At 55.7% G+C, this 18596-nt stretch carries 16 protein-coding genes; 2 read left to right on the plus strand and 14 right to left on the minus strand.

Annotation, left to right across the window (positions count from 1 at the left end; all coding sequences use genetic code 11):
* The 7 genes from folK to SPITH_RS12230 form a co-directional block, all read right to left on the minus strand.
* On the minus strand, nt 1-501 hold the full coding sequence (folK, locus tag SPITH_RS05740) for a 2-amino-4-hydroxy-6-hydroxymethyldihydropteridine diphosphokinase (protein ID WP_014624746.1): 501 nt from the start codon (nt 499-501) through the stop codon (nt 1-3).
* Nucleotides 502-1629 (minus strand): recombinase RecA, encoded by a 1128-nt coding sequence (gene recA, locus SPITH_RS05745; RefSeq protein WP_014624747.1) that lies wholly within the window; start codon nt 1627-1629, stop codon nt 502-504. It lies immediately after the preceding gene.
* A 314-nt stretch (nt 1630-1943) separates the two neighbouring features.
* Nucleotides 1944-3266 carry a transposase gene (locus tag SPITH_RS05750; protein ID WP_014624748.1) on the minus strand — a complete coding sequence of 441 codons (1323 nt, stop codon included), beginning with the start codon at nt 3264-3266 and terminating at the stop codon, nt 1944-1946.
* Between the two features lie 207 nt (nt 3267-3473).
* On the minus strand, nt 3474-3923 hold the full coding sequence (dtd, locus tag SPITH_RS05755) for a D-aminoacyl-tRNA deacylase (protein ID WP_014624749.1): 450 nt from the start codon (nt 3921-3923) through the stop codon (nt 3474-3476).
* 1 nt (nt 3924) lies between these two features.
* On the minus strand, nt 3925-5019 hold the full coding sequence (locus tag SPITH_RS05760; protein WP_014624750.1) for a tetratricopeptide repeat protein: 1095 nt from the start codon (nt 5017-5019) through the stop codon (nt 3925-3927).
* Between the two features lie 82 nt (nt 5020-5101).
* Complete coding sequence (locus SPITH_RS05765; RefSeq protein WP_014624751.1) at nt 5102-5893, minus strand: tetratricopeptide repeat protein; 792 nt, start codon at nt 5891-5893, stop codon at nt 5102-5104.
* A gap of 111 nt (nt 5894-6004) precedes the next feature.
* A complete protein-coding gene (locus tag SPITH_RS12230; protein ID WP_174266713.1) occupies nt 6005-6262 on the minus strand; it encodes a hypothetical protein in 258 nt (85 codons plus the stop codon).
* A gap of 132 nt (nt 6263-6394) precedes the next feature.
* On the opposite strand from SPITH_RS12230, the gene SPITH_RS12420 reads away from it, so the two are divergent.
* Nucleotides 6395-6958: a tetratricopeptide repeat protein gene (locus SPITH_RS12420; protein WP_245523488.1), complete on the plus strand. Its 564-nt coding sequence runs from the start codon at nt 6395-6397 to the stop codon at nt 6956-6958.
* Nucleotides 6959-6969: 11 nt separating this feature from the next.
* Complete coding sequence (gene greA / locus SPITH_RS05775) at nt 6970-9666, plus strand: transcription elongation factor GreA (RefSeq protein WP_014624753.1); 2697 nt, start codon at nt 6970-6972, stop codon at nt 9664-9666.
* A gap of 52 nt (nt 9667-9718) precedes the next feature.
* Here greA and SPITH_RS05780 read toward each other — a convergent pair whose 3' ends face one another.
* Genes SPITH_RS05780 through rpsO form a run of 7 tightly spaced genes read right to left on the minus strand, consistent with a single transcriptional unit; the run spans nt 9719 to nt 18594 of the window.
* On the minus strand, nt 9719-11089 hold the full coding sequence (locus tag SPITH_RS05780; protein WP_014624754.1) for a HEAT repeat domain-containing protein: 1371 nt from the start codon (nt 11087-11089) through the stop codon (nt 9719-9721).
* Nucleotides 11086-12645, minus strand: a complete 1560-nt coding sequence (gene murJ, locus SPITH_RS05785) for a murein biosynthesis integral membrane protein MurJ (protein ID WP_041624042.1) — start codon at nt 12643-12645, stop codon at nt 11086-11088. Before murJ ends, SPITH_RS05780 begins: the two co-directional genes overlap by 4 nt.
* Nucleotides 12632-13777: a tRNA guanosine(34) transglycosylase Tgt gene (tgt, locus tag SPITH_RS05790; RefSeq protein WP_041624211.1), complete on the minus strand. Its 1146-nt coding sequence runs from the start codon at nt 13775-13777 to the stop codon at nt 12632-12634. Before tgt ends, murJ begins: the two co-directional genes overlap by 14 nt.
* Before the next feature lie 17 nt (nt 13778-13794).
* On the minus strand, nt 13795-14880 hold the full coding sequence (locus SPITH_RS05795; RefSeq protein ID WP_014624757.1) for an LptF/LptG family permease: 1086 nt from the start codon (nt 14878-14880) through the stop codon (nt 13795-13797).
* Nucleotides 14877-16151 (minus strand): LptF/LptG family permease, encoded by a 1275-nt coding sequence (locus tag SPITH_RS05800; protein WP_014624758.1) that lies wholly within the window; start codon nt 16149-16151, stop codon nt 14877-14879. The genes SPITH_RS05795 and SPITH_RS05800 overlap by 4 nt, the downstream gene beginning before the upstream one ends.
* Nucleotides 16152-16187: 36 nt before the next feature.
* On the minus strand, nt 16188-18317 hold the full coding sequence (pnp, locus tag SPITH_RS05805) for a polyribonucleotide nucleotidyltransferase (protein WP_014624759.1): 2130 nt from the start codon (nt 18315-18317) through the stop codon (nt 16188-16190).
* 7 nt (nt 18318-18324) lie between these two features.
* On the minus strand, nt 18325-18594 hold the full coding sequence (rpsO, locus tag SPITH_RS05810; protein ID WP_014624760.1) for a 30S ribosomal protein S15: 270 nt from the start codon (nt 18592-18594) through the stop codon (nt 18325-18327).
* Between the last annotated feature and the right edge of the window lie 2 nt (nt 18595-18596).

An 18596-nucleotide genomic window follows, 5' to 3' on the forward strand; every position in this document is an offset into this window, starting at 1 on the left:
CTATACCAGCGGCGCTATTTTTTCAAGGTGAAGAGGATGGTGGAGAGCGGCCTGCTCCTGTTTCACCCGGAACGGGATTCCGTCCCGGGGGTCCACGAGGTCAGGGGCGAGTTCCAGGAGAGGCACGAGCACGAAGAGTCGTTCCTGCATCCTGGGATGGGGGATCTGGAGGGAAGGGGTGGTGAGCAGCAGATCGTCGTAGAGGAGTATGTCGAGATCGAGCGGTCTCGGGCCGTAACGTGGTTCTTCGGCCCTGTTCCTGCCCGCGTTGGTTTCGAGCTCCTGGAGAAACCTCAGGAGGGCTTCGGGGTGAAGGTCGGTATGGAACTCAATCACTGTGTTGAGGAAGTCCGGTTGGTCCCTCAGGTACATGGGTTCCGATCTGTAGAGCGAAGCACACCGCAGCTCCGGGTCCCTCTTCCTGAGGGCAGAAAGGAGGCGTCCCACTATACCGAGGGAATCTCCCCTGTTCGAACCCACAGCGATATACGTCGTCGCCATCTAGAAGAGTATCTCTTCCTGGGACTTCGGTTTTTTTTGCCCATTCCCGTTCTTCTTCTGAACACCGTCTTTCCCCTCTTCGGGAAGAGGTGTCTTGTTCGTGTAGAGATGTGGGAAAAGCTTCTTTCTGAGCTCCTCCTCGATGCGCGAGGCTTCCTCTGGGTGTTCCACGAGATATTGCTTTATCGTCTCCCTCCCCTGCCCTATCCGTTCGTCTCCGATCGAATACCAGCTCCCGCTCTTCTGGATGAGCCCGTGTTCCACTGCGGCGTCCAGCAGGCTCGCGATACTGGAGACCCCTTTCCCGAACTCCATTTCCAGCTCCACCTTCTTGAACGGAGGGGCCACCTTGTTCTTCACCACCCGGACACGCACCTTGGTTCCCACTGCGTTGTCCGCCCCCTCGCTGATGGTCTCGGTTCTCCTGACATCGAGTCGGATCGTGGCATAGAACTTCAGGGCGTTCCCTCCGGTGGTGGTCTCCGGATTACCGAACATCACCCCGATTTTCATCCGTATCTGATTGATGAAGATGAGACAGGTGCCCGATTTGGCGACGGCTCCCGTGAGTTTACGAAGTGCCTGGCTCATGAGCCGGGCCTGGAGTCCCACATGGGCGTCTCCCATGTCACCATCGATCTCGGCTTGCGGGGTGAGAGCGGCCACAGAGTCCACCACAATGATGTCGATTGCTCCCGAACGCACGAGGGATTCCGTGATTTCGAGGGCTTCCTCACCGGAAGAGGGTTGAGAGACCCACAGTTCATCGATGTTCACACCCAGGTTCTTTGCATACGTGGGATCGAGCGCGTGTTCTGCATCGACAAAGGCGGCGATTCCTCCCCGCTTCTGGGCTTCGGCGATCGCGTGAAGGGCGATGGTGGTCTTTCCCGAGGACTCGGGACCGTAGATCTCGATGATCCTCCCCTTGGGATATCCACCCACGCCCAAGGCATAGTCGAGGAGAATGGATCCCGAAGGGATGACATCGAGGCCTTCGACATGGCTGCGGGAGCCCAGGCGCATGAGTGCTCCCTTGCCGAACTGCTTTTCGATCTGGAGTTGCGCGGCCTCGAGTGCCTTCAGTTTTTCTTCTCGTATGTTGGGTGAGGAATTGTTTTTTGCCATAGTCTCCCCTCTCACGCATAGTAGAGCCTCACGGGGAATCCGTCAATAGCATATTCAGAACGAGCCTTTTGCGCTGTACTGCTTTTTTAGTAACCCAACGGGAGTCCTGGGCAACAACGCGCTGTAATGCCTGCTTAGGGTGTCAACGTTACCGTATTCTCATCCGGAATAGTGCTCACAACGGTACAATATGCACGATGGTTTGCTCGCGTTCACTCCACCACGGCGGTTCTGTATCCGAACTGGACACACCTTCCCTCAGGATTCCTCAAGGGAACGTGGATACGGGGGATCGGTTTCGGTAAGACCGCTCGTTAGGCCGCAGGCCTGACCAGGGAGCGCATCTGGTTCGCTTGGTTCTCTCGCACTCGTCCCAGGGCAGGGGCACTCATGACAGAAAACACCAGCGTGAGGTGAACCGACAGTTTCTCCTGCCCCCGGATCGTGTGGAGTTCCAGGCTAAAGCTTCGATCCAGCCGGCTGTGGATCCGCTCCAAGGCCGTTCGCTTGGCATACTCCCGCTTCCACCGATACGAAGATCGGGCGAGAGGCGTGAAGACTCTGCGGTCCGTGGAGAGGGGGATCCGAATACAGGAGGCCAAGGGACAGGAGGCTTTGCCTGCACACTCATACCCATAGTGCACCGCAGGACAGCCGTACTTCAACGTGCCCCGCTTCTCTTCAAATCCCCGGTAGGCCATCTCCCGCTGCGTCCCCGTGGCCATACAGACACAACTCACCGTCCCTTGGTAGTCATACACCACATTTCTTGTCCCCGGGACCAGCCTGGTCTGTTCTCCATCTTTCCACAGGTTGCGAATATCGATGACCGGTTTGATCCGGTGCTCGTGCCACAACAGATCTATCAACGTGCCATCATCATAGCCCCGGTCGGCCGTGAACACTTCCGCCGCCTTGAGTATATGCGGCCTATGGCGATCCAGGGACCGAATCAGCTTTCGCATTACCGGCACCTCGTGCTTTGAGGCCCGACTCACCGTAAAGGCCACCGGCAGTTCATACGCTGTATCCGCAAGGAGGTGCACCGTAAACCCGAACCATTTCTTTACCGACTTCTGCACCTCCCCCCGTTCATTCTGATACACATACTCATGACACCCCCAGTCCGCATCGTGCTCCCCTCGCCGGTCTCCGGCACCCTTCCCCCTTCGACGGGCAACGCTTGCTATCCCCTTCCCATCGGCTCCCAGCCGCCGCCCAAATCCAGGCAGCTCCCGGTAGCACTGATCCACCAGGCTGGTAAACACCCTTACCAGTGCTTCCCGGATACTCCGCTTCCTCAAGGTGGAAAGAAACCGGCTGTACGCGCTGGCACTGGGTACCGCATCGCTTCCCCGGGTAGGATCAAATCCACACAGGTCCCTCAGTTGCCCGTTCCGCAAGAGCTCCCGGCGTAGCTGCTCGATGCTCGGGTGCTGAAACACTATCCCCGCAACGAGCGAGTTCCACATCGCCCGTACCGGATATTCATTCCGGCCTCTCCCCCGCCTCTGTTCCAGCTGCTGCATCAGTTCCTCATCCGGCAGGTTCTCCAACACCAGCCGAAGCCGATGTACATCCCCCAATGCTTCTACATCGTGCCAGCAAAAAAGTGATTTCTGTGCTATACTTGCCATGGGCCCCTCCGTCGGTTTTCTGCTACCATGATTCTATCATGGAAAAACCCGGGGGCCCTCTTTTTTGGGGTCAATTTTTCAACTCCGACCTCGTTTTCCCCTTCTATCGCACCTGTGGACCGCTTTTTTGGGGTAAAATAAATCCCCACCCGCTTGTAATTTCTTTACCTATCGTTGCGTGAAAACAGCGCAAAAGGCTCAGCATATTCAGAACGCCTTCTTCGAGTCGAGGAGAATGGTGACAGGCCCGTCCACCACCAGCGAGACTTCCATATGAGTGCCGAATACGCCGCGGGCCGTCCTGAGGCCGAATGTCTCGATCGTTTCACAGAATCGCGTGAAAAGGGGCTCGGCTTCGGCCGGTGGAGCCGCCGCATTGTAGGAGGGGCGTCGCCCTTTCCGCACGTCTCCGAGCAGGGTGAACTGTGGAATCACGAGGATGTTCCTCCCCTCTTCGATGACCGAGCGGTTCATCTTTCCCTCGTGGTCCTCGAATATCCTCAAGTGGGCCACTTTTGTCGCAAGATAGGTCACGTCTTCCTCCGTGTCACCGCTGGCTACTCCCAAGAAGACTGCGATCCCTGTTTCGATCGATGCCACTACCCTTCCCTCGACCTCAATGACACCTCGATGTACTCGCTGGACCACAGCTCGCACGTCAGTCCTCCAACCATCGAAGAGAGTGGCATCGAACCAGGAAGCCTATCGGCGAACGTTCGTCGATCATGATCTCTCCCACGATCTCATACGCCCGTTCGGGATCGATCGTCACGGGAAAAGGAACCTCTACGGGGACGATCCCCTCCAGAATCCGCCTCGTGTGGTAACCCACCAGGAAGTCGAAGGTGATCGCATCGGGTCCGACCTCGAGGTTGGAGATTCTTCCTTTCCATTGGATTCCCACTCCTGCATAGAGAGGAGGATCTTTCATCACTTCAGCGAATCCCACGCGGGTTTTCAATGTGCCGAATTCGGGGGGGTGGAGATGGGGGATGAGCCCTTCCACTTTCTTTTTTACTTCCGGGGCTACGTTCGAGAGAAGGATCTTGTTTATGGAGATACGGGCTCGATTGTCGTCGAAGGCCACGAGGGCCTCCTGGATCTCGTGGAGAAGTTCCTGCGCCTCCCGGCTGGTCAGTACGTATCGGAACTCCCCTTCTTGGGAGAAGAGAGCCCCATTGTATGCCTCGATTTCGCGGAGGATCTGCCGGGTTTCGGGCGAGAGTGCGTCCTCTCTCTCCCTCCCTTGTATGGTGAACACGATGAGACCTCCGATGAGGAGGATCCCTGCGAAGGACGTGAGGAGGAGCACGGGAGCGAGTCGACGCCGGTGGAAGCGCATCCTGGGGAAGAGCTTCCTGAATCGGGGAGAGGTGATGAGGTCTTCCAGATCATCGTCGGTTCTACACGTACGTACCATGTCGAGGGCGTGTCTGGCAGGAGCATAGTGCGGATGGTCCTCGAGTATTTCCAGCCATCGTTGGATGGCCGACGAGGAGTCCCCCCGTTTCAGGTAGATGAGGGCAAGGCCGTGGATGATCTCGGGGCGTTCCGGCCGAAGGTGATGGGCTCTGAGGAGAAATGTCTCCGCTCCCCCGTAGTCCCCGACATGCAGGCAAGAGAGGCCGAGGAGGGCATAGAACGTGAAACTTTCCCTGTACTCGAAGATCAACGGTTCGAGCAGGCGTATGACATCTCCGTAACGACGTCGTGAGAACAATTTCTGGGCCATACGGAGATCTGATTCCTTCATCCTCTCCTCACCACGATGTCTGAGTGTGTCCTCCATTGTAGCCCATGGAATGTCCGATGGGAAGACCGAAGACTCCCTCGAATTACCGTGAGGACTCGTTCGTCTGTTGTCTCAGGCGTGAGAGCTCTGCCTCGAGTTCCTTGATTCTGGCTTTGAGAGCCTCGACCTCTTCGAGGGAAGGGACCTGATTGAGTTTTTGCTGGTAGATGGAGAGTGCTTCCTTGTAGGATCGTTCTTTCTGGTTGAGTTCTTCAGCGAGTTTCAAATATTCTTCATGACTCCATTTGAGGAGTCGGAGCAGTTCCTCCTCTCTCATCGCATACTCGATGAGTTCCATCCTGTAACGTGCCGCCTCTGCCTTTGGTGAAGACCGGTAGTTCTCCACGATATGCTCGTAGAGCGGTCTCGCTTCGGTGAAGTGGCCGAGTGAGAAGAGTGATTCCGCGGACCAGTAGAGGGCGTTGGGAACGAATTGGGATGTAGGATACGAGGCGAGGAAAGCGTTGAAGTGGGAGATACAGGATTGGTAGTCACCCTCGAGGTAGAGGAGCCTTCCCTTCTGATAGAGGGCTTCCTCGTAGAGGGGGTGGGACCCCCCTTTCAGCAGGAAGGCCTCGAGGGATTCCCGTGCCTCGTCGTATTCCCCCAGGGTGAGACAGATCTTCCCGTACCAGAAGAGCGCCTCCAGGTAGACGGGAGAATCGGCTGAAGAGAGGAGCCGGCTGAACACCTCCTTCGCCTGGATGTACTCCCCGGCCTTCACCAGGACGAACGCATGTCGCAGCAGGGCTTCGTCTCCGTTTTCTTGGGCGCCGAGAGGGAAAGAGAGAATATACATCACGAGCACGATGACGGCGGTGACTCTGGATCTCATGCGATTATATTGTCGACACTTTTTCATGAAAATGAACGGTTTCTTTGGTGGGAGCGTGAGGGCACTTCATTGACTATTATTCCGTAAGTGGTATAATAGAAAAAACTTCTATCACTTTTCAGGAGAAGTGTGGACAACGATATATCCATGCTCCACAGGTTTGTAGAAGAGGGCTATGAAGCTCTCAGGAGAGGATTGTGGGAGGAGGCTTTTCACTCCTTTCATCAGGCCTTTCTCCTTAATGGAGACGACAGGGGAATCCTCGCTTCCTTGAAGTGTGTGCAGTACTGGAAAGAAATGGAAGAAGAGGTGGATCATGAGTGGTCGGCTGAAGAGAAAGGCGATTTCTACATGGAACGATGGAAGCATTTCGTCTCATTTCTCGAACATATCGGAGGTGCAGAGGAACGGTGTGTCTTCAGTTGTAAGACATATGTATTCGGCTCGGCTCTGAGGTGGTATGAGTCTGCTTCGGAGGGGAAGGAAGGAGAGAGTGAGCTCATGTTCAAAAAGGGGGTTTGTGAGAAATCTCTCGGCGATTATGAACCGGCCCGGCAGACCCTTGAGCGGGTTGTGAGAGAGTTCCCTCGACGATCCTTTTTCCTCTCGCAACTCGCGGACACGTATGCCCTGATGGGAGAGATGCACCTCGCGAAGGTATTCTTTCGCGAGGCCTTCTTTCACAACCCCGCCGAGATCGAGCTCGCCTTCCTGGAATCCGAGATGATCAACAGACTGATTTCTCGGGTGAAGGAGCTCGGGTACGAGCCTCCCCTCCTTCAGGAGTGGCTTCCTGTGTATGGCGTACTCTATGGAGTCTTCACGGTGAAGCGGGAACTCAAATCGCTCGAATATGGGAAGCTCCGTCAATCCATCTATGCCTTGGAAGGAGAACTCACGGACGAACACGCGGACAGAAGAACGATCATCCCCCGCCTGCTCAACAGGTATTTCTGGCTCATGGACCATTACAGGATCAACAATGAAGAACCTCTCAAGATCCAGGATACGCTCTACAAGATACGACTTCTGGATGAGAAGATCTATGAACTTTATATCCATTGAGGAGAGGATGTATGTCTGACGCACTACGAAAGGAACTCCAGGAAAAACTCAACGAAGAGAAGTGGACGCGAGCGGCGCTCACCAGTTATTCGGTGACCCAGTTCAAAGAACTCGATGACCTCATCGAGAGGATACGAAAGGCAGGATGGTCCACCGAGGCGCTCCAGATATGCGAGGAACATCTGGAACACACGAAACACAGCATCGTGGCCCTCTATATTTCGGGGATTCTCAAGATAGAGAAACGCGCAGTGGACGACGAGCACCTCGTGTCGCTCATCCAGCTGTTCATCGATCAAAGGAAGTGGAAGATCGTCGAATACCTCTGTCAGAGGGTTCTCGAGTACGGAGAGAATCGGTTTGCACTCCAGACCCTGGCCCATTGGTACGAGACGGAGGGACGGGAGGCCGATAAAGTCGCCATATGGGAACGGCTCATAAAAGTTGATTATGAAGAAGCAGATCTCGTGAAGACACTTGCGGAAAAAAAGCTGGAGCAGGGGGCCACGGAGGAAGCCGTCGATCTCTACAAGAAGGCCCTCCATCGGTATATCGGGAAGGGGGATTTTCCCAATGTAAAGGAGATCTGGGAGCGGCTGCTCACCCTGGCTCCCCAGGACATCAGCTTTTTCGATCACGCGGAGTCGAAGATCGTGACGATGCTCGGAGAGGAGAAGGCCATTCAGCTTCTCTATCTCCTCTATGAGGCTCACAAGGATGCCGAAGATCAGGACATTCCCATATCGATCCTCAAGGAGATCCTGTCCTATGACCCTCGGGACACCCGTGCTCGAAAGGCTCTGGTGGAAGCGTACAGGAAAAAATATGCGGGACACAGCAATCTCGAGGAGTATCTCAAGATCTCGAACCTCACGCAGAACTGGCGGAACGTCCATGAAGCCATAGAGGACTTCGAACGCCACATCGCATTCGACGAGGGTAACTTCGTCTACCATAGGACGTGGGGAGTGGGGAGGATACGTTCCATCAAGGGCGATGAGGTCGTCATAGATTTTGTGAAGAAACGCGGCCACAAGATGTCGCTTCAGCTCGCCATCGACTCTCTCCAGGTTCTGGATAAGCGCCACATATGGGTGTTGAAGGCGGTGTCTTCGAAGGAAAAACTCAAGAAGATGTTCCTCTCAAACGTGAGATGGGGTCTCGAGGTGGTGATCAAGAGTCTCGAAAACAATGCGAGTATCCGGGACATAAAAAGCGAACTCGTCCCATCCATCCTCTCCTCCCGGGAGTGGACGGAGTGGAGTGAACGGGCCAGGGAACTCCTCAAGACGGACCCCATGTTCGGTAATGTTCCCAATCGATCCGACAGGTACATGGTGAGGAGCCATCCTGTAACCTTCGAAGAAAAGATCTATCTCCGTTTCAAGGCCGAGAAGAGCTTCTTTGCCCGTCTCAAGACCATGGAGGAATACCTTCAGCAGGGAGAGCCGGACAGCGAATTCTTCAACGAAATGTTGGAGTATTTCATTTCCTTCCTGAAAGGCGAGGAGATCACGGAGACCACGATCTGTTCCGGACTCTTTCTCTCACGCCTCCTCAAACAGTACCCCTATCTTGGGGAGAGGATCCAGGTGGATCTTCTCGATCTCTTCTCCAGGCTCGACGACCCTCGCACGATGAAGGATGTCTTCGCAAAGATACAGGATCAGGACTACAGACGACTCTTCCTCGAATTCGTGAAGCACAATCTTCCCGGATGGCCGAGAATCTTCAAGGATCTTTTCCCACAGTATCTGAACCGTTACATCATCGAGTCGCTCCGGGAGGAGGACAGGACCGATGTCCTCCAGGAGCTCGTGGACGACCTCTTCGATCGGTACAAGGAGGAGAGGGAAGCCTTCATATGGCTGATACGGAACTATCTCGATGAAGAGTGGTTCAGGAAGACGTTCGAGCTCTCTTTCGAGCGCATCCTCATCAATTTCCTCCATCTGCTTGATATCACGTATCGGGAGATAGAAAACTCGAAGAACGTGGTTCACAACAGGAAGCTGAACAAACAGGTGTATGCCTTCCTCTTCCAGGAGCAGCGGCTGGAACAGTACCTTCTCCATGCATCGGAAGAAGAGGTGATACGCATCTACAGCCTGGTGGAGGATGTGGAAGGGCTCGATCCCGCCACCAAGATAGAGTTGCGGCATCTCATCATGGAACACTTCCCCGGGATCAAGTTGCCTGGCAGGGAGGAACGCGAGGTGGTCGTTCCACGGGGTATCATGGTGACCCCTGCGGCGTATGCGGCCAAGCAGAAGGAGCTGAAATATCTCCACGAGGTGGAGGTGCCCAAAAACTCGAAGGAAATCAGCCAGGCCCTGCTCCTTGGGGATCTGCGTGAAAATGCCGAGTACAAGGCAGCCAAGGAGCGACAGGAAATGTTGAACAGCACGATCGGAAAGCTCAAAGAAGAACTGGAAAGGGCTCAGATCGTGCGGCCGGACGAAGTCGATGCGAGTCAGATCTCATTCGGGACCAAGGTCACACTCCTCAACGAGGAGACCAAGAAGAGAGAGACCTACGTGATCCTGGGGCCCTGGGAGTCGAATCCGGACAAGGGGATAATCTCCTACCTCTCGCCTTTCGGCTCGGAGCTCTATGGGCACAAGGAGGGTGAGGAACTCGAATTCACCATAAACGAGCGAACGTATCACTATGTGGTGGAGAAGATAGAAAAAGCCGACATGTCGTGAACATGAGGGGGGAGGGGCTCTCCCCTCCCCTTCTCCATCCGTATGGCGGAGATCACTTCAATCCATCGAGTGCCGCCTGGGCATATTTCTTGAGGGTATTGTTCTTGGAAGTGGCGAGGATTTCCTCGAGTCGGGGGATGAAGGAGGTGAGGCGGTTCCGACGGATGCCTTCTATCCCGTAAATCTGGATGATGAAGTTCGCGTGTCCGAGCATTCGTTCGTATAGAGAGGAAAGCCCCGGATCAGACTTCAAAGAGAGTTCTTTGCAGATGGTGAGGAGCAACTGAGAGTTCTCCTTCTCCCACTCCTGAGCCATGGTCTTTTCTATCGTTTCAGCAACAGAGGAGAAGTGTCGGTCGATGAGTTCTTTTGCGATCACCGGACGGAGTTGGAATGAGGTCCGTTCGTTCAGGAGGAGAGCCTCGAGAAAGCCGACAGCTTCTCTGGTCCCGATGGTGGAGAGGGCTTTCACGGCGGCCTGCCGCACCTGGAATTCGGGATCCTTTTCCGCCTTGTATTTCAGGATGGGGATGCTCTCTCGACTCCCCTTTTCTCCCAGGACCTCACACGCCGCGACCCTCGTCCTCCAGAAACTGTCCCGAAGGGCGTCCTGAAGTGCGACTTCGATCTCCTCGGTATCAGGAAAGCGGGAGAGCGCTCTCACCGCTGTGGCCCTCAGGTAGGGGTCGGTCTGATCCTGGAGCGCCTTGAGAACGAGAGGGAGCGTAGAGGGATCCGCCAGGAAACCGATGGCCTCGCAGGCCGCTCGTTTGAGTCCTTTCTCTTCCGCATCGAAGACGTCTCGGAGGGTTTCGAGTGCACCGGGGTCCTTCATCTTTCCCAGCGTCTTGAGTGCCTCCATCCTGATACGTTCGGATGCAGTATCGTCTTCTGCGATGGAACGGATTCGCTCGAGGTGTCGCGAAAGCTGGAGATCGCCCGCTATCCTCACCAGGGTGGTTTTGAGGCCCTCGTCGTTGAGGGAGAATAGTGCATCGAAAGACGTGGCGAGCACCTCCTCGCAGTCCCGGGGGGACACCTCTTTGAGGTACTCCAGGACATCGCCGAGGAATGCACCTCCGAATGTGTCGAACGCGTCCTCGTAGGCGTCGAGGGTCTCCTTCGCCTCCGGGACGAGATCAGGAAGCCCATTCTCCGAAAAATAGGCGAGCACCGCTGTTTTGAGTTTCTTTGAAGTGGTTTGTCCGTAGAGCGCTTTGAGTGGCTCGATGTAGGAAGGATCGGGTTCGGTCTTGATCCTGTCCAGCACATCGATCACCTCGGTTTCTATACCGTAGAGGAGGACTTGCTTCCGTTCTTCCACGATGGATGTCGTCTCGGATCCTCCCTGCTGCTGGCCCGCCGCACTCAAGGGAAGGAGAAGGAAGATCAGATACAGGGATGGTCGCGTATGCCGTCTCATCGGTTTCTCCTCAGAGGGATTCTCTTCGAGAGATCGACTCTGAAGAGGCGGTACATGAGGAGGATAAGCACCGCAGATCCTATGATCAAGAGTCCCACGAGAAGGAAATAGGAAAAGGAACTCCCCTCCCGCCAACGATCACCGAGGAAGACCCGTACACCCCAGAGGACGATTCCGAATGGTATGAGGGCGGCCACCATCTTCCCGAGTTCCCTCGTAAACTGGGGAGAGGGAAAACCTTCGAGCTCTCTTGCCGTGAGGAGAAACAAGAGGATGCTTCCGGTGAAGAAGGAGAGGGAATGCGCCAGCGCGAGTCCCGCCACTCGGAGAGATGTCTCCTTGAGAATGAACGAGAGGAGGATGTCCAGAGCGACCACCAGGAAGACGAGTATGAAGGGCTTCACGCTTTCGCCTTTCGAATAGGAAACGCGTTGGAGAAGATTGAACGACCCGACGAAGAACATGCCGGGAAGATATGCACGTAGGACCTGGGCCGTCATTTCCGTGTGTGAGGAGAGGAAGGCTCCCCTCTGGAGTGCGGCCGATATGATGTCGTGGGAGAGAATCCCCATGGCGAGCGAGGCCGGCAAGAGAAAGAAGCCAAGGGCCAGGAGCCCCTGTTCAACCGAGGATCTCAACGCTGTTTTTGTTCTGTCGAGGGCGTCCTGTGCGAAACGTGGGAAGAAGGCGGTGTTGATCGATGCCGAGAAGATGCCGAACGGGAGCTGCCAGAAGACGATGGCGTTGGTGAGCGCGGAGGTGCTCCCGTCCTCGAGACCCGAGGCGAAGAGGATCGCCACCTGCTGATCGATCACGAGGAGCGAGGAGCTGGCAACGATGGGGCCCCAGAGTCTGAGCACTTCCCTGAAAGGAGGATCGTGGAAGTGAAGGTTGGGGATGAGCGAGTATCCTCTCCTCAAGATCGAAGGGATCTGAAAGAGGATCTGCATCATCCCCCCGATGAGGACCCCCAAGGCCATGGCATATACATCGAGCCTGTTTCCCGCCAGGAGAATACATCCAATCACCGAGAGGGAGAAGAGCAGCGGAGTCACGGCGGGTATGAAGAATCGGTGATGTGAATTGAGCGTGCCCATGAGAACTGCGCTTATGCTCACCAGGAATGTGTACGGCAGGAACCAGCGGAAGAGACTGATGGAGAGAGCCATCTTCCCGGGGTCGGGGAAATCGAGCAACACAGGTACGATCGTCCTCGCTCCTGCGATACCTGCTGCGATGAGAGGAACGAGGACGATGATCTGGAATCCCAGGATGGTACTCATGAGTCTCCTGGACACCCTGCCGCTCGGATCCTGCTGGTGGGTCTGTGTGAGTACCGGAATGAATGCAGACGAAAGGGCGCCTTCGGCCATCAGTTTGCGGAGATTGTTCGGTATGTTGAATACTGCGTTGAGGACGTCGGCCTTCCCCGATGCCCCGAAGACCGCCGCCACCACCCCCACCCTTACGAATCCCAGAAGGCGGGAAAGGGTGGTGCAGATCATGAGCACGATACTCGCTCGTACTGTTCCGGATGTGGATTCATTCGTTCTCATCTGCTCTCGTTCCCTCCTGGTAGCGGGCGAGGAACGCTCTCTTGTATCGGGAGAACCTCCCCTCTCTGATGCTCTCTCGAATTTCCTCCACCATTGTGAACAGGAAATGCAGGTTGTGGATAGTGGCCAATACCGGCCCCATGATTTCCTGGGCCTTGAAGAGGTGCCTCAGGTATGCCCTGGTATACCGTCGGCAGGTGTAACAGGTACACTCAGGATCCAGGGGCCCGAAGTCCCTGGTGAATCGTTCCCTGCGGAGGGAGATCCTCCCGCTCCTGGTGAAGACACTGGCGTTGCGCGCCGTCCTGGTGGGGAATACGCAATCGAACATGTCTATCCCCTGCTCCACCGCCTCCAGGATGTATTCCGGGGTTCCTATGCCCATGAGGTAGTGGGGCACCTCGGAGGGGAGCAGGGCGGCCGTGAACGCGAGGAATTCCTGAAATACCGGGAAGGATTCTCCCACGGAAAGCCCTCCTATTGCAGTGCCGGGAAGTTCGAGGGCGCAGATTTCTTCCACGCTTCTCCGTCTCAGATCATGAAAGAAATTGCCCTGCACTATCCCGAAGAGGAGCCCCCCGCTTTCCTCTCGGAGGGACTCCCATCGTTCCTTGCTCCGCCTCGCCCACGCAGTCGTGATCTCCAGGGCCTCCTCCGCCTCCTTCTTCGATATACCCGGCGGCGTACACACATCGAGAGGCATCATCACATCGCTTCCAAAGGCTGTTTGGATATCCACGACCCCTTCCGGAGTGAGTGTATGGTAGGAACCGTCGATGTGTGAACGGAAGTAGACCCCTTCCTCCCGGATCTTCCTGAACGGGGCGAGGGAGAAGACCTGGTACCCACCGGAATCCGTGAGTATGTTCCCCTGCCACCCGATGAACGAATGAAGTCCGCCCGCTTCCCTGATGATGTCCACACCAGGCCGAAGGAACAGGTGATAGGTGTTGGAAAGTATCAGCCTTATCCCCATATCATCGAGTACGGAGAAGTCCACGGCCTTCACCGACCCGTTGGTCCCCACCGGCATGAACACCGGGGTCTCGACTTCCCCATGAGGCAGAAGGAGACGTCCCGTCCGGGCAAGACACGAAGGGTCCCTGTGCGTGATGGAGAAAATCCCATGCATCATGTTCACTCCCATGTTTATGTTCTCGCAATGTATTTGAAGAAAAGGATGCTCCCGGAGAAGAAGACGAGGACCGGAAGCCACGCCCCCACGACCGGAGGAAGATACCCGAGTTTTGCAAAGAGCGTTGTCACCATTTGGAACACGTAATACGATACCCCGATGGAGAGGCTGAGTAGAAGGCTCAGGAGCAGGGCATTGGCTTTGAAGCGTCCCGCGACCGATGAGGCGAGAAGGGCCACGATGAAGGAGGTGAAGGCGAAGGAAATGCGTTTGTAGTAATCGGTGAGGGCCTCCCTGTAGGGGAGTCCTGCCCGTTTGAGGGTCTGTATCCATCTCCCCGCTTCTGCCAAGGTCATCTTGTCTATGGAATGACGGGTCTGGAGGAAGTCCTCCGGCTGAATCTCACCCAGATCCGTTCGAAGCTTCTCGAATGATTCTTCTTTCAGGTTCCCTTCCTCGTCTCGGATATACCGTCGGACCCGCTGCAGCACCCATTCCCTCTGTTCGGGATCCCATGTGCCTCGTTCTGCCTCTATCCGGGACGCGAAGGCTCCTTCTTCGTCCTTCTCGTATACGAGCACGCGGGTGATGGTGCGCGATCGATCGTCGTACCGGCGGGTGTGCACCACGAGCCGATTCTCCTCACCCACCAGGGTGACGTTCACCACTTGAGTGGGAGAGGTCCGGCCCATGAGGATGGCCATGAGTTCCTGTTTCTGTGTGAGGGAGGGAATGGCAAGGAGCTCCTCGATGAAGAAGTAGGCGCCGCTGAAGAGAAGACCGCACACCACGAAGGGAAGGACGAAGCGATAGAGAGAGATCCCTGCTCCAAAGAGGGCGATGAGCTCGTTACTCGCATGCAGCGACCCCAGGGAAAAGGCGACGGCGAAGAGGGTGGCGATGGGCAGACTGTAGGTGACACACTTGGGAAGGTAGAGGAGTTGCAGGTGGAGGATCTGGAACGTGGTGAGATCGGCGTCTATGTAGGCTACCAGATTGGTGAAGAGGTCGATGAGTTCGAGGATGGTCACGAAACTGACGAGTGCCGCGAAAAAGAGAGGGAGGAACCAGGAGAGAGCAAAGCGTGTGATGATCCTCATCGGCGAACCTGCCTGATCAGGAAGAGCGTGAGCGCCACGAGAGATATGATGATATTGGGAACCCACATCGCCAGTGAAGGAGAAAAGGATGTCCTGAGTCCCAGCATCTGTCCCGCCACGAGCATCCCCCAGTACACGATGGAGAGGAAGATCCCTATACCGAACCCGGCTGCTCTCCCGCCCTTGAGGTTGAAGAGTCCGATCGCGATGGCGAGCAGCACGAAAGGTATACAAGAGAACGGGATGGAGAACTTCTTGTGGAATTCGAGCGTATAGATCTGGAGGGTCCTGTCCTCGATCCTGATCCGTTCTTTCTCCCTGAGACGCTGAAGCGATGAGCGAAGGTTCCCCAGGAAGCGGCTCCGGATCGATTCGTTCGACAGCGAGAGAGTGGTGAGATAGAGACTGCTCACACTGCGACGCAAGTCGTCACGCTCCTTCTCGTGAGACCTGCGTTTCTGCTCGAGCACCTGCTCTCGTTCCTTCATTACGCGATAGACATCCACTGAGGACATCTCTCTCGGCCCCGGATTCCTGAGGGCTATGTTGATGTCCTTTACGAGGATCGTATACGTAAGTGTTTCCGCGGAACTGTATTCGTAATCCCCTTCCCTCTTCACGAGCGAGAGAAATACGTCGTGGAGTTCCAGAGCAAGGGCTGTTTTCTCATTCCTTCCCGGAACTATATCTCCTTCGCGCGCCTGAAGGATTCTCGTTCCCTCCTCCGTCTCCTCTATGATCAGCAGATCGTCGATGTGGGATTGGTTCACCTTCCCCGGGATGAGGATGGTATTCTGGTACTCCTTGATGGCATAGGATTCGAGTTCGATTTCAGGGGTGGTGTAGAGGATCTGGCGATAGAGTTTCGCGAAGTTGAGGGTGCCGAGTGGAAGGAAATAATCGTTGGCCACGAAAGACACCGAGGAGAGCAGAAGGCCGAATACGACCATAGGAAGAAAGGCGTGGAGGAGGGAGATTCCACCCGCCTGGAACGCGAGGAATTCGTTGTCGGAGCTGAGTCGGGTGATACTCATGAGTGCAGCGGCAAGCGAAGCAAAAGGTACGGATATGGCGACGATCGAGGGAAGCGCGTAGATGATGAGAAGGATCACATCAAAGAGTGGAGCTCGTTTCGACAGGATCTGTTCAGCCAAGAGGAGGAACTGGTTGATGAGGAAGATGACAAAGAAAAAAAGGAAGGAGATCACAAATGAAAGTGCAATCTCCTCTCCAACATATCGGTACAGGGTAAGATAACTTCTCCGTGTCATACAGAACAAAAGGATCGCCCCGGAGGGCGATCACTCCTACCTGCGACGCGTCCGGGGCGGTCTCCGAGAGTAGCTCTGCGCCTTCTCTTTCGCCATGCTCTCGTCTATGAGCATGGTGAGATTCACCCTCCCCAACCGATCTATTTCGAGGATCCTCACAGGAACCTCCTGATTCAGCTTCACGACATCGTGGGGCGATCCAATGCGATCGACCGACATCTGGGAGATATGGCAGAGGCCTTCCCTCCCCGGGAGGAATTCTATGAATGCTCCGAAATCCACGATCCGTTTCACCTTACCAGTGTAGACTTTCCCTACCTCTGGTTCCTCAAGCATCTTGTCGATGTAGGCCTTCGCCTGTTCGGCCTTCTCCTTCTGTTTGCTGTAGATGACGATACTCCCATCGTCGTCGATGTTGATGGTTACGTCGAAAGTCTCCGAGATCTGCCTGATCGTCTTACCGGCGGATCCGATGATGAGACCTATTTTCTCGGGATCGACGGCGAATTTGATGATACGAGGAGCGTACTGGGAGAGTTCCGGGCGCGGTTCGGAGATGGCCTGATTCATGATCCCGAGTATGTGGAGCCTTCCCCTACGGGCTTGCTCCAGGGCCTTCCTCATCGTGGCCGGATCGATGTTCTTGATCTTTATATCCATCTGGAAGGCCGTGATACCCTCTTCCGTACCGGCCACCTTGAAGTCCATATCACCGAAGTGATCCTCCTCGCCCAGGATGTCGGAGAGGATCACCGTGCGCTCCCCGTCCGTCACCAATCCCATCGCGATCCCGGCCACGGGTTTCTTGATGGGGACCCCTGCATTGAGCAGGGAGAGGGTGCTTCCACAGACTGTCGCCATCGAGGAAGAGCCGTTCGATTCGAGGATCTCCGAGACCACGCGGAGAGTATAGGGGAAGTCGTCTTTCGAGGGGAGCACAGCCTCCAACGCCCGATGTGCAAGATGACCGTGACCTATTTCACGCCGGCCCGTATAGAGCCTTCCCACCTCACCTACCGAGAAGGGGGGGAAGTTGTAATGGAGCATGAAGTTTTCCCGTTTGTCGCCTTCGAGGTCGTCCATTATCTGCTCGTCGAACACGGTCCCGAGTGTGGTGATCGCGAGGGCCTGGGTTTCGCCTCTCGTGAAGAGAGCGGATCCATGCGTCCGAGGAAGGACGCCGACCTCGCAGGTGATGGGGCGTATGTCCTCCGGCCCCCTCCCGTCCGTTCGGATTCCCCGTTCCAGAATCGAGGAACGTACGATCTCCCGTTCGAGCTCTTCGATCACCGCATTGAAGGCACGTTCCTGCTCATCGGGAATTCGTTCTCCGAAGTAGGTTCTGACCTCTTCCCGCGTCTTCTTTATGGCCTTTGCCCGTTCGAGTTTCCCCTTGACGAAGCATGCCTCTTCGAGTCGGGGACGGGCGTATGCTATCACTTCATCTTTGAGCGGGAAACTCTCCTCTTCCTGGAGGGGGAGCTTTTTCTTGCCTGCGCGTTCGCTAAGCTCCAGCTGCGCCTTACAGAGCGAAACGATGGCGCCACGGGCGATTTCGATCGCCTCCACCAAGGTGTCCTCGGAGACCTCTTTCGCCCCGCCTTCCACCATGGTGATGCCTTCCAGGGTTCCCGCCACTACGATATCGAGAGCCGAGGCCTCCAGCTGCTCCAGGGTGGGATTGATGACGAACGTGCCGTCTACGAGCCCCACTCTCACCGCCCCCACCGGCCCGTCGAAGGGGATGTCGGAGACGGTGACGGCAGCAGAGGCCGCCACGATCGCCACCACATCGGGCGTGTTGATCTGATCAGCGGATACCGTGGTGGGGATGATCTGGATCTCCCTCTTGAATGCCTTCGAGAAGAGAGGTCTCATCGGCCTGTCGATGAGACGGGAAACGAGGATCTCCTTCTCCCGTGGACGCCCTTCCCGCTTGAAAAATCCTCCGGGGATCTTTCCTGCAGCGTAGTATTTTTCGTTGTAATCCACAGAGAGGGGAATGAAATCGAGGTCTTCCTTCACATCGCTCCCGCAACAGGCGGTTGCGAGGACGCATGTGCCTCCGTACTGGGCGAAGACCGCTCCATTTGCTTGACGGGCCATCTTTCCTGTCGTGAGAACGAGTTCCCGTCCTCCTACGTCTATTGTCACTGAATGTTCCATGGTTCTCCTATTTCCTCAGACCTAGTCTCTTGATGAGTTCTCGATAGCGATTGAGATCCTTTTTCTGAAGGTAACGCAACAGCGCGGTCCTCTGCCCCACGAGCTTGAGGAGCCCGCGGCGCGTACTGAAATCTTTCTTGTGCACCTTGAGGTGCTCGGTGAGCAGGTTGATCCGCTCGGTGAGGAGGGCAACCTGGGCCTCCACGGTTCCGGTGTTCTTCTCAGAACCACCGAACTCCCGTATTATCTCCTGCTTTCTTTCTTTGGTAAGTGCCATCG

The sequence above is a fragment of the Spirochaeta thermophila DSM 6578 genome (genome assembly GCF_000184345.1).
GTDB classification, from domain to species: domain Bacteria; phylum Spirochaetota; class Spirochaetia; order Winmispirales; family Winmispiraceae; genus Winmispira; species Winmispira thermophila.

Bases quoted from the DNA above. Each gene is read 5' to 3' on its own strand.
- SPITH_RS05765 (WP_014624751.1), bottom strand. From the start codon at position 5,893: ATGAGATCCAGAGTCACCGCCGTCATCGTGCTCGTGATGTATATTCTC.
- pnp (WP_014624759.1), bottom strand. From the start codon at position 18,317: ATGGAACATTCAGTGACAATAGACGTAGGAGGACGGGAACTCGTTCTC.
- SPITH_RS05760 (WP_014624750.1), bottom strand. From the start codon at position 5,019: ATGAAGGAATCAGATCTCCGTATGGCCCAGAAATTGTTCTCACGACGT.
- SPITH_RS12420 (WP_245523488.1), top strand. From the start codon at position 6,395: ATGTTCAAAAAGGGGGTTTGTGAGAAATCTCTCGGCGATTATGAACCG.
- murJ (WP_041624042.1), bottom strand. From the start codon at position 12,645: ATGAGAACGAATGAATCCACATCCGGAACAGTACGAGCGAGTATCGTG.
- tgt (WP_041624211.1), bottom strand. From the start codon at position 13,777: ATGCATGGGATTTTCTCCATCACGCACAGGGACCCTTCGTGTCTTGCC.
- rpsO (WP_014624760.1), bottom strand. From the start codon at position 18,594: ATGGCACTTACCAAAGAAAGAAAGCAGGAGATAATACGGGAGTTCGGT.
- SPITH_RS05795 (WP_014624757.1), bottom strand. From the start codon at position 14,880: ATGAGGATCATCACACGCTTTGCTCTCTCCTGGTTCCTCCCTCTCTTT.
- greA (WP_014624753.1), top strand. From the start codon at position 6,970: ATGTCTGACGCACTACGAAAGGAACTCCAGGAAAAACTCAACGAAGAG.
- SPITH_RS05800 (WP_014624758.1), bottom strand. From the start codon at position 16,151: ATGACACGGAGAAGTTATCTTACCCTGTACCGATATGTTGGAGAGGAG.
- recA (WP_014624747.1), bottom strand. From the start codon at position 1,629: ATGGCAAAAAACAATTCCTCACCCAACATACGAGAAGAAAAACTGAAG.
- folK (WP_014624746.1), bottom strand. From the start codon at position 501: ATGGCGACGACGTATATCGCTGTGGGTTCGAACAGGGGAGATTCCCTC.
- SPITH_RS12230 (WP_174266713.1), bottom strand. From the start codon at position 6,262: ATGCTTCCATCGTTCCATGTAGAAATCGCCTTTCTCTTCAGCCGACCA.
- SPITH_RS05750 (WP_014624748.1), bottom strand. From the start codon at position 3,266: ATGGCAAGTATAGCACAGAAATCACTTTTTTGCTGGCACGATGTAGAA.
- SPITH_RS05780 (WP_014624754.1), bottom strand. From the start codon at position 11,089: ATGAGACGGCATACGCGACCATCCCTGTATCTGATCTTCCTTCTCCTT.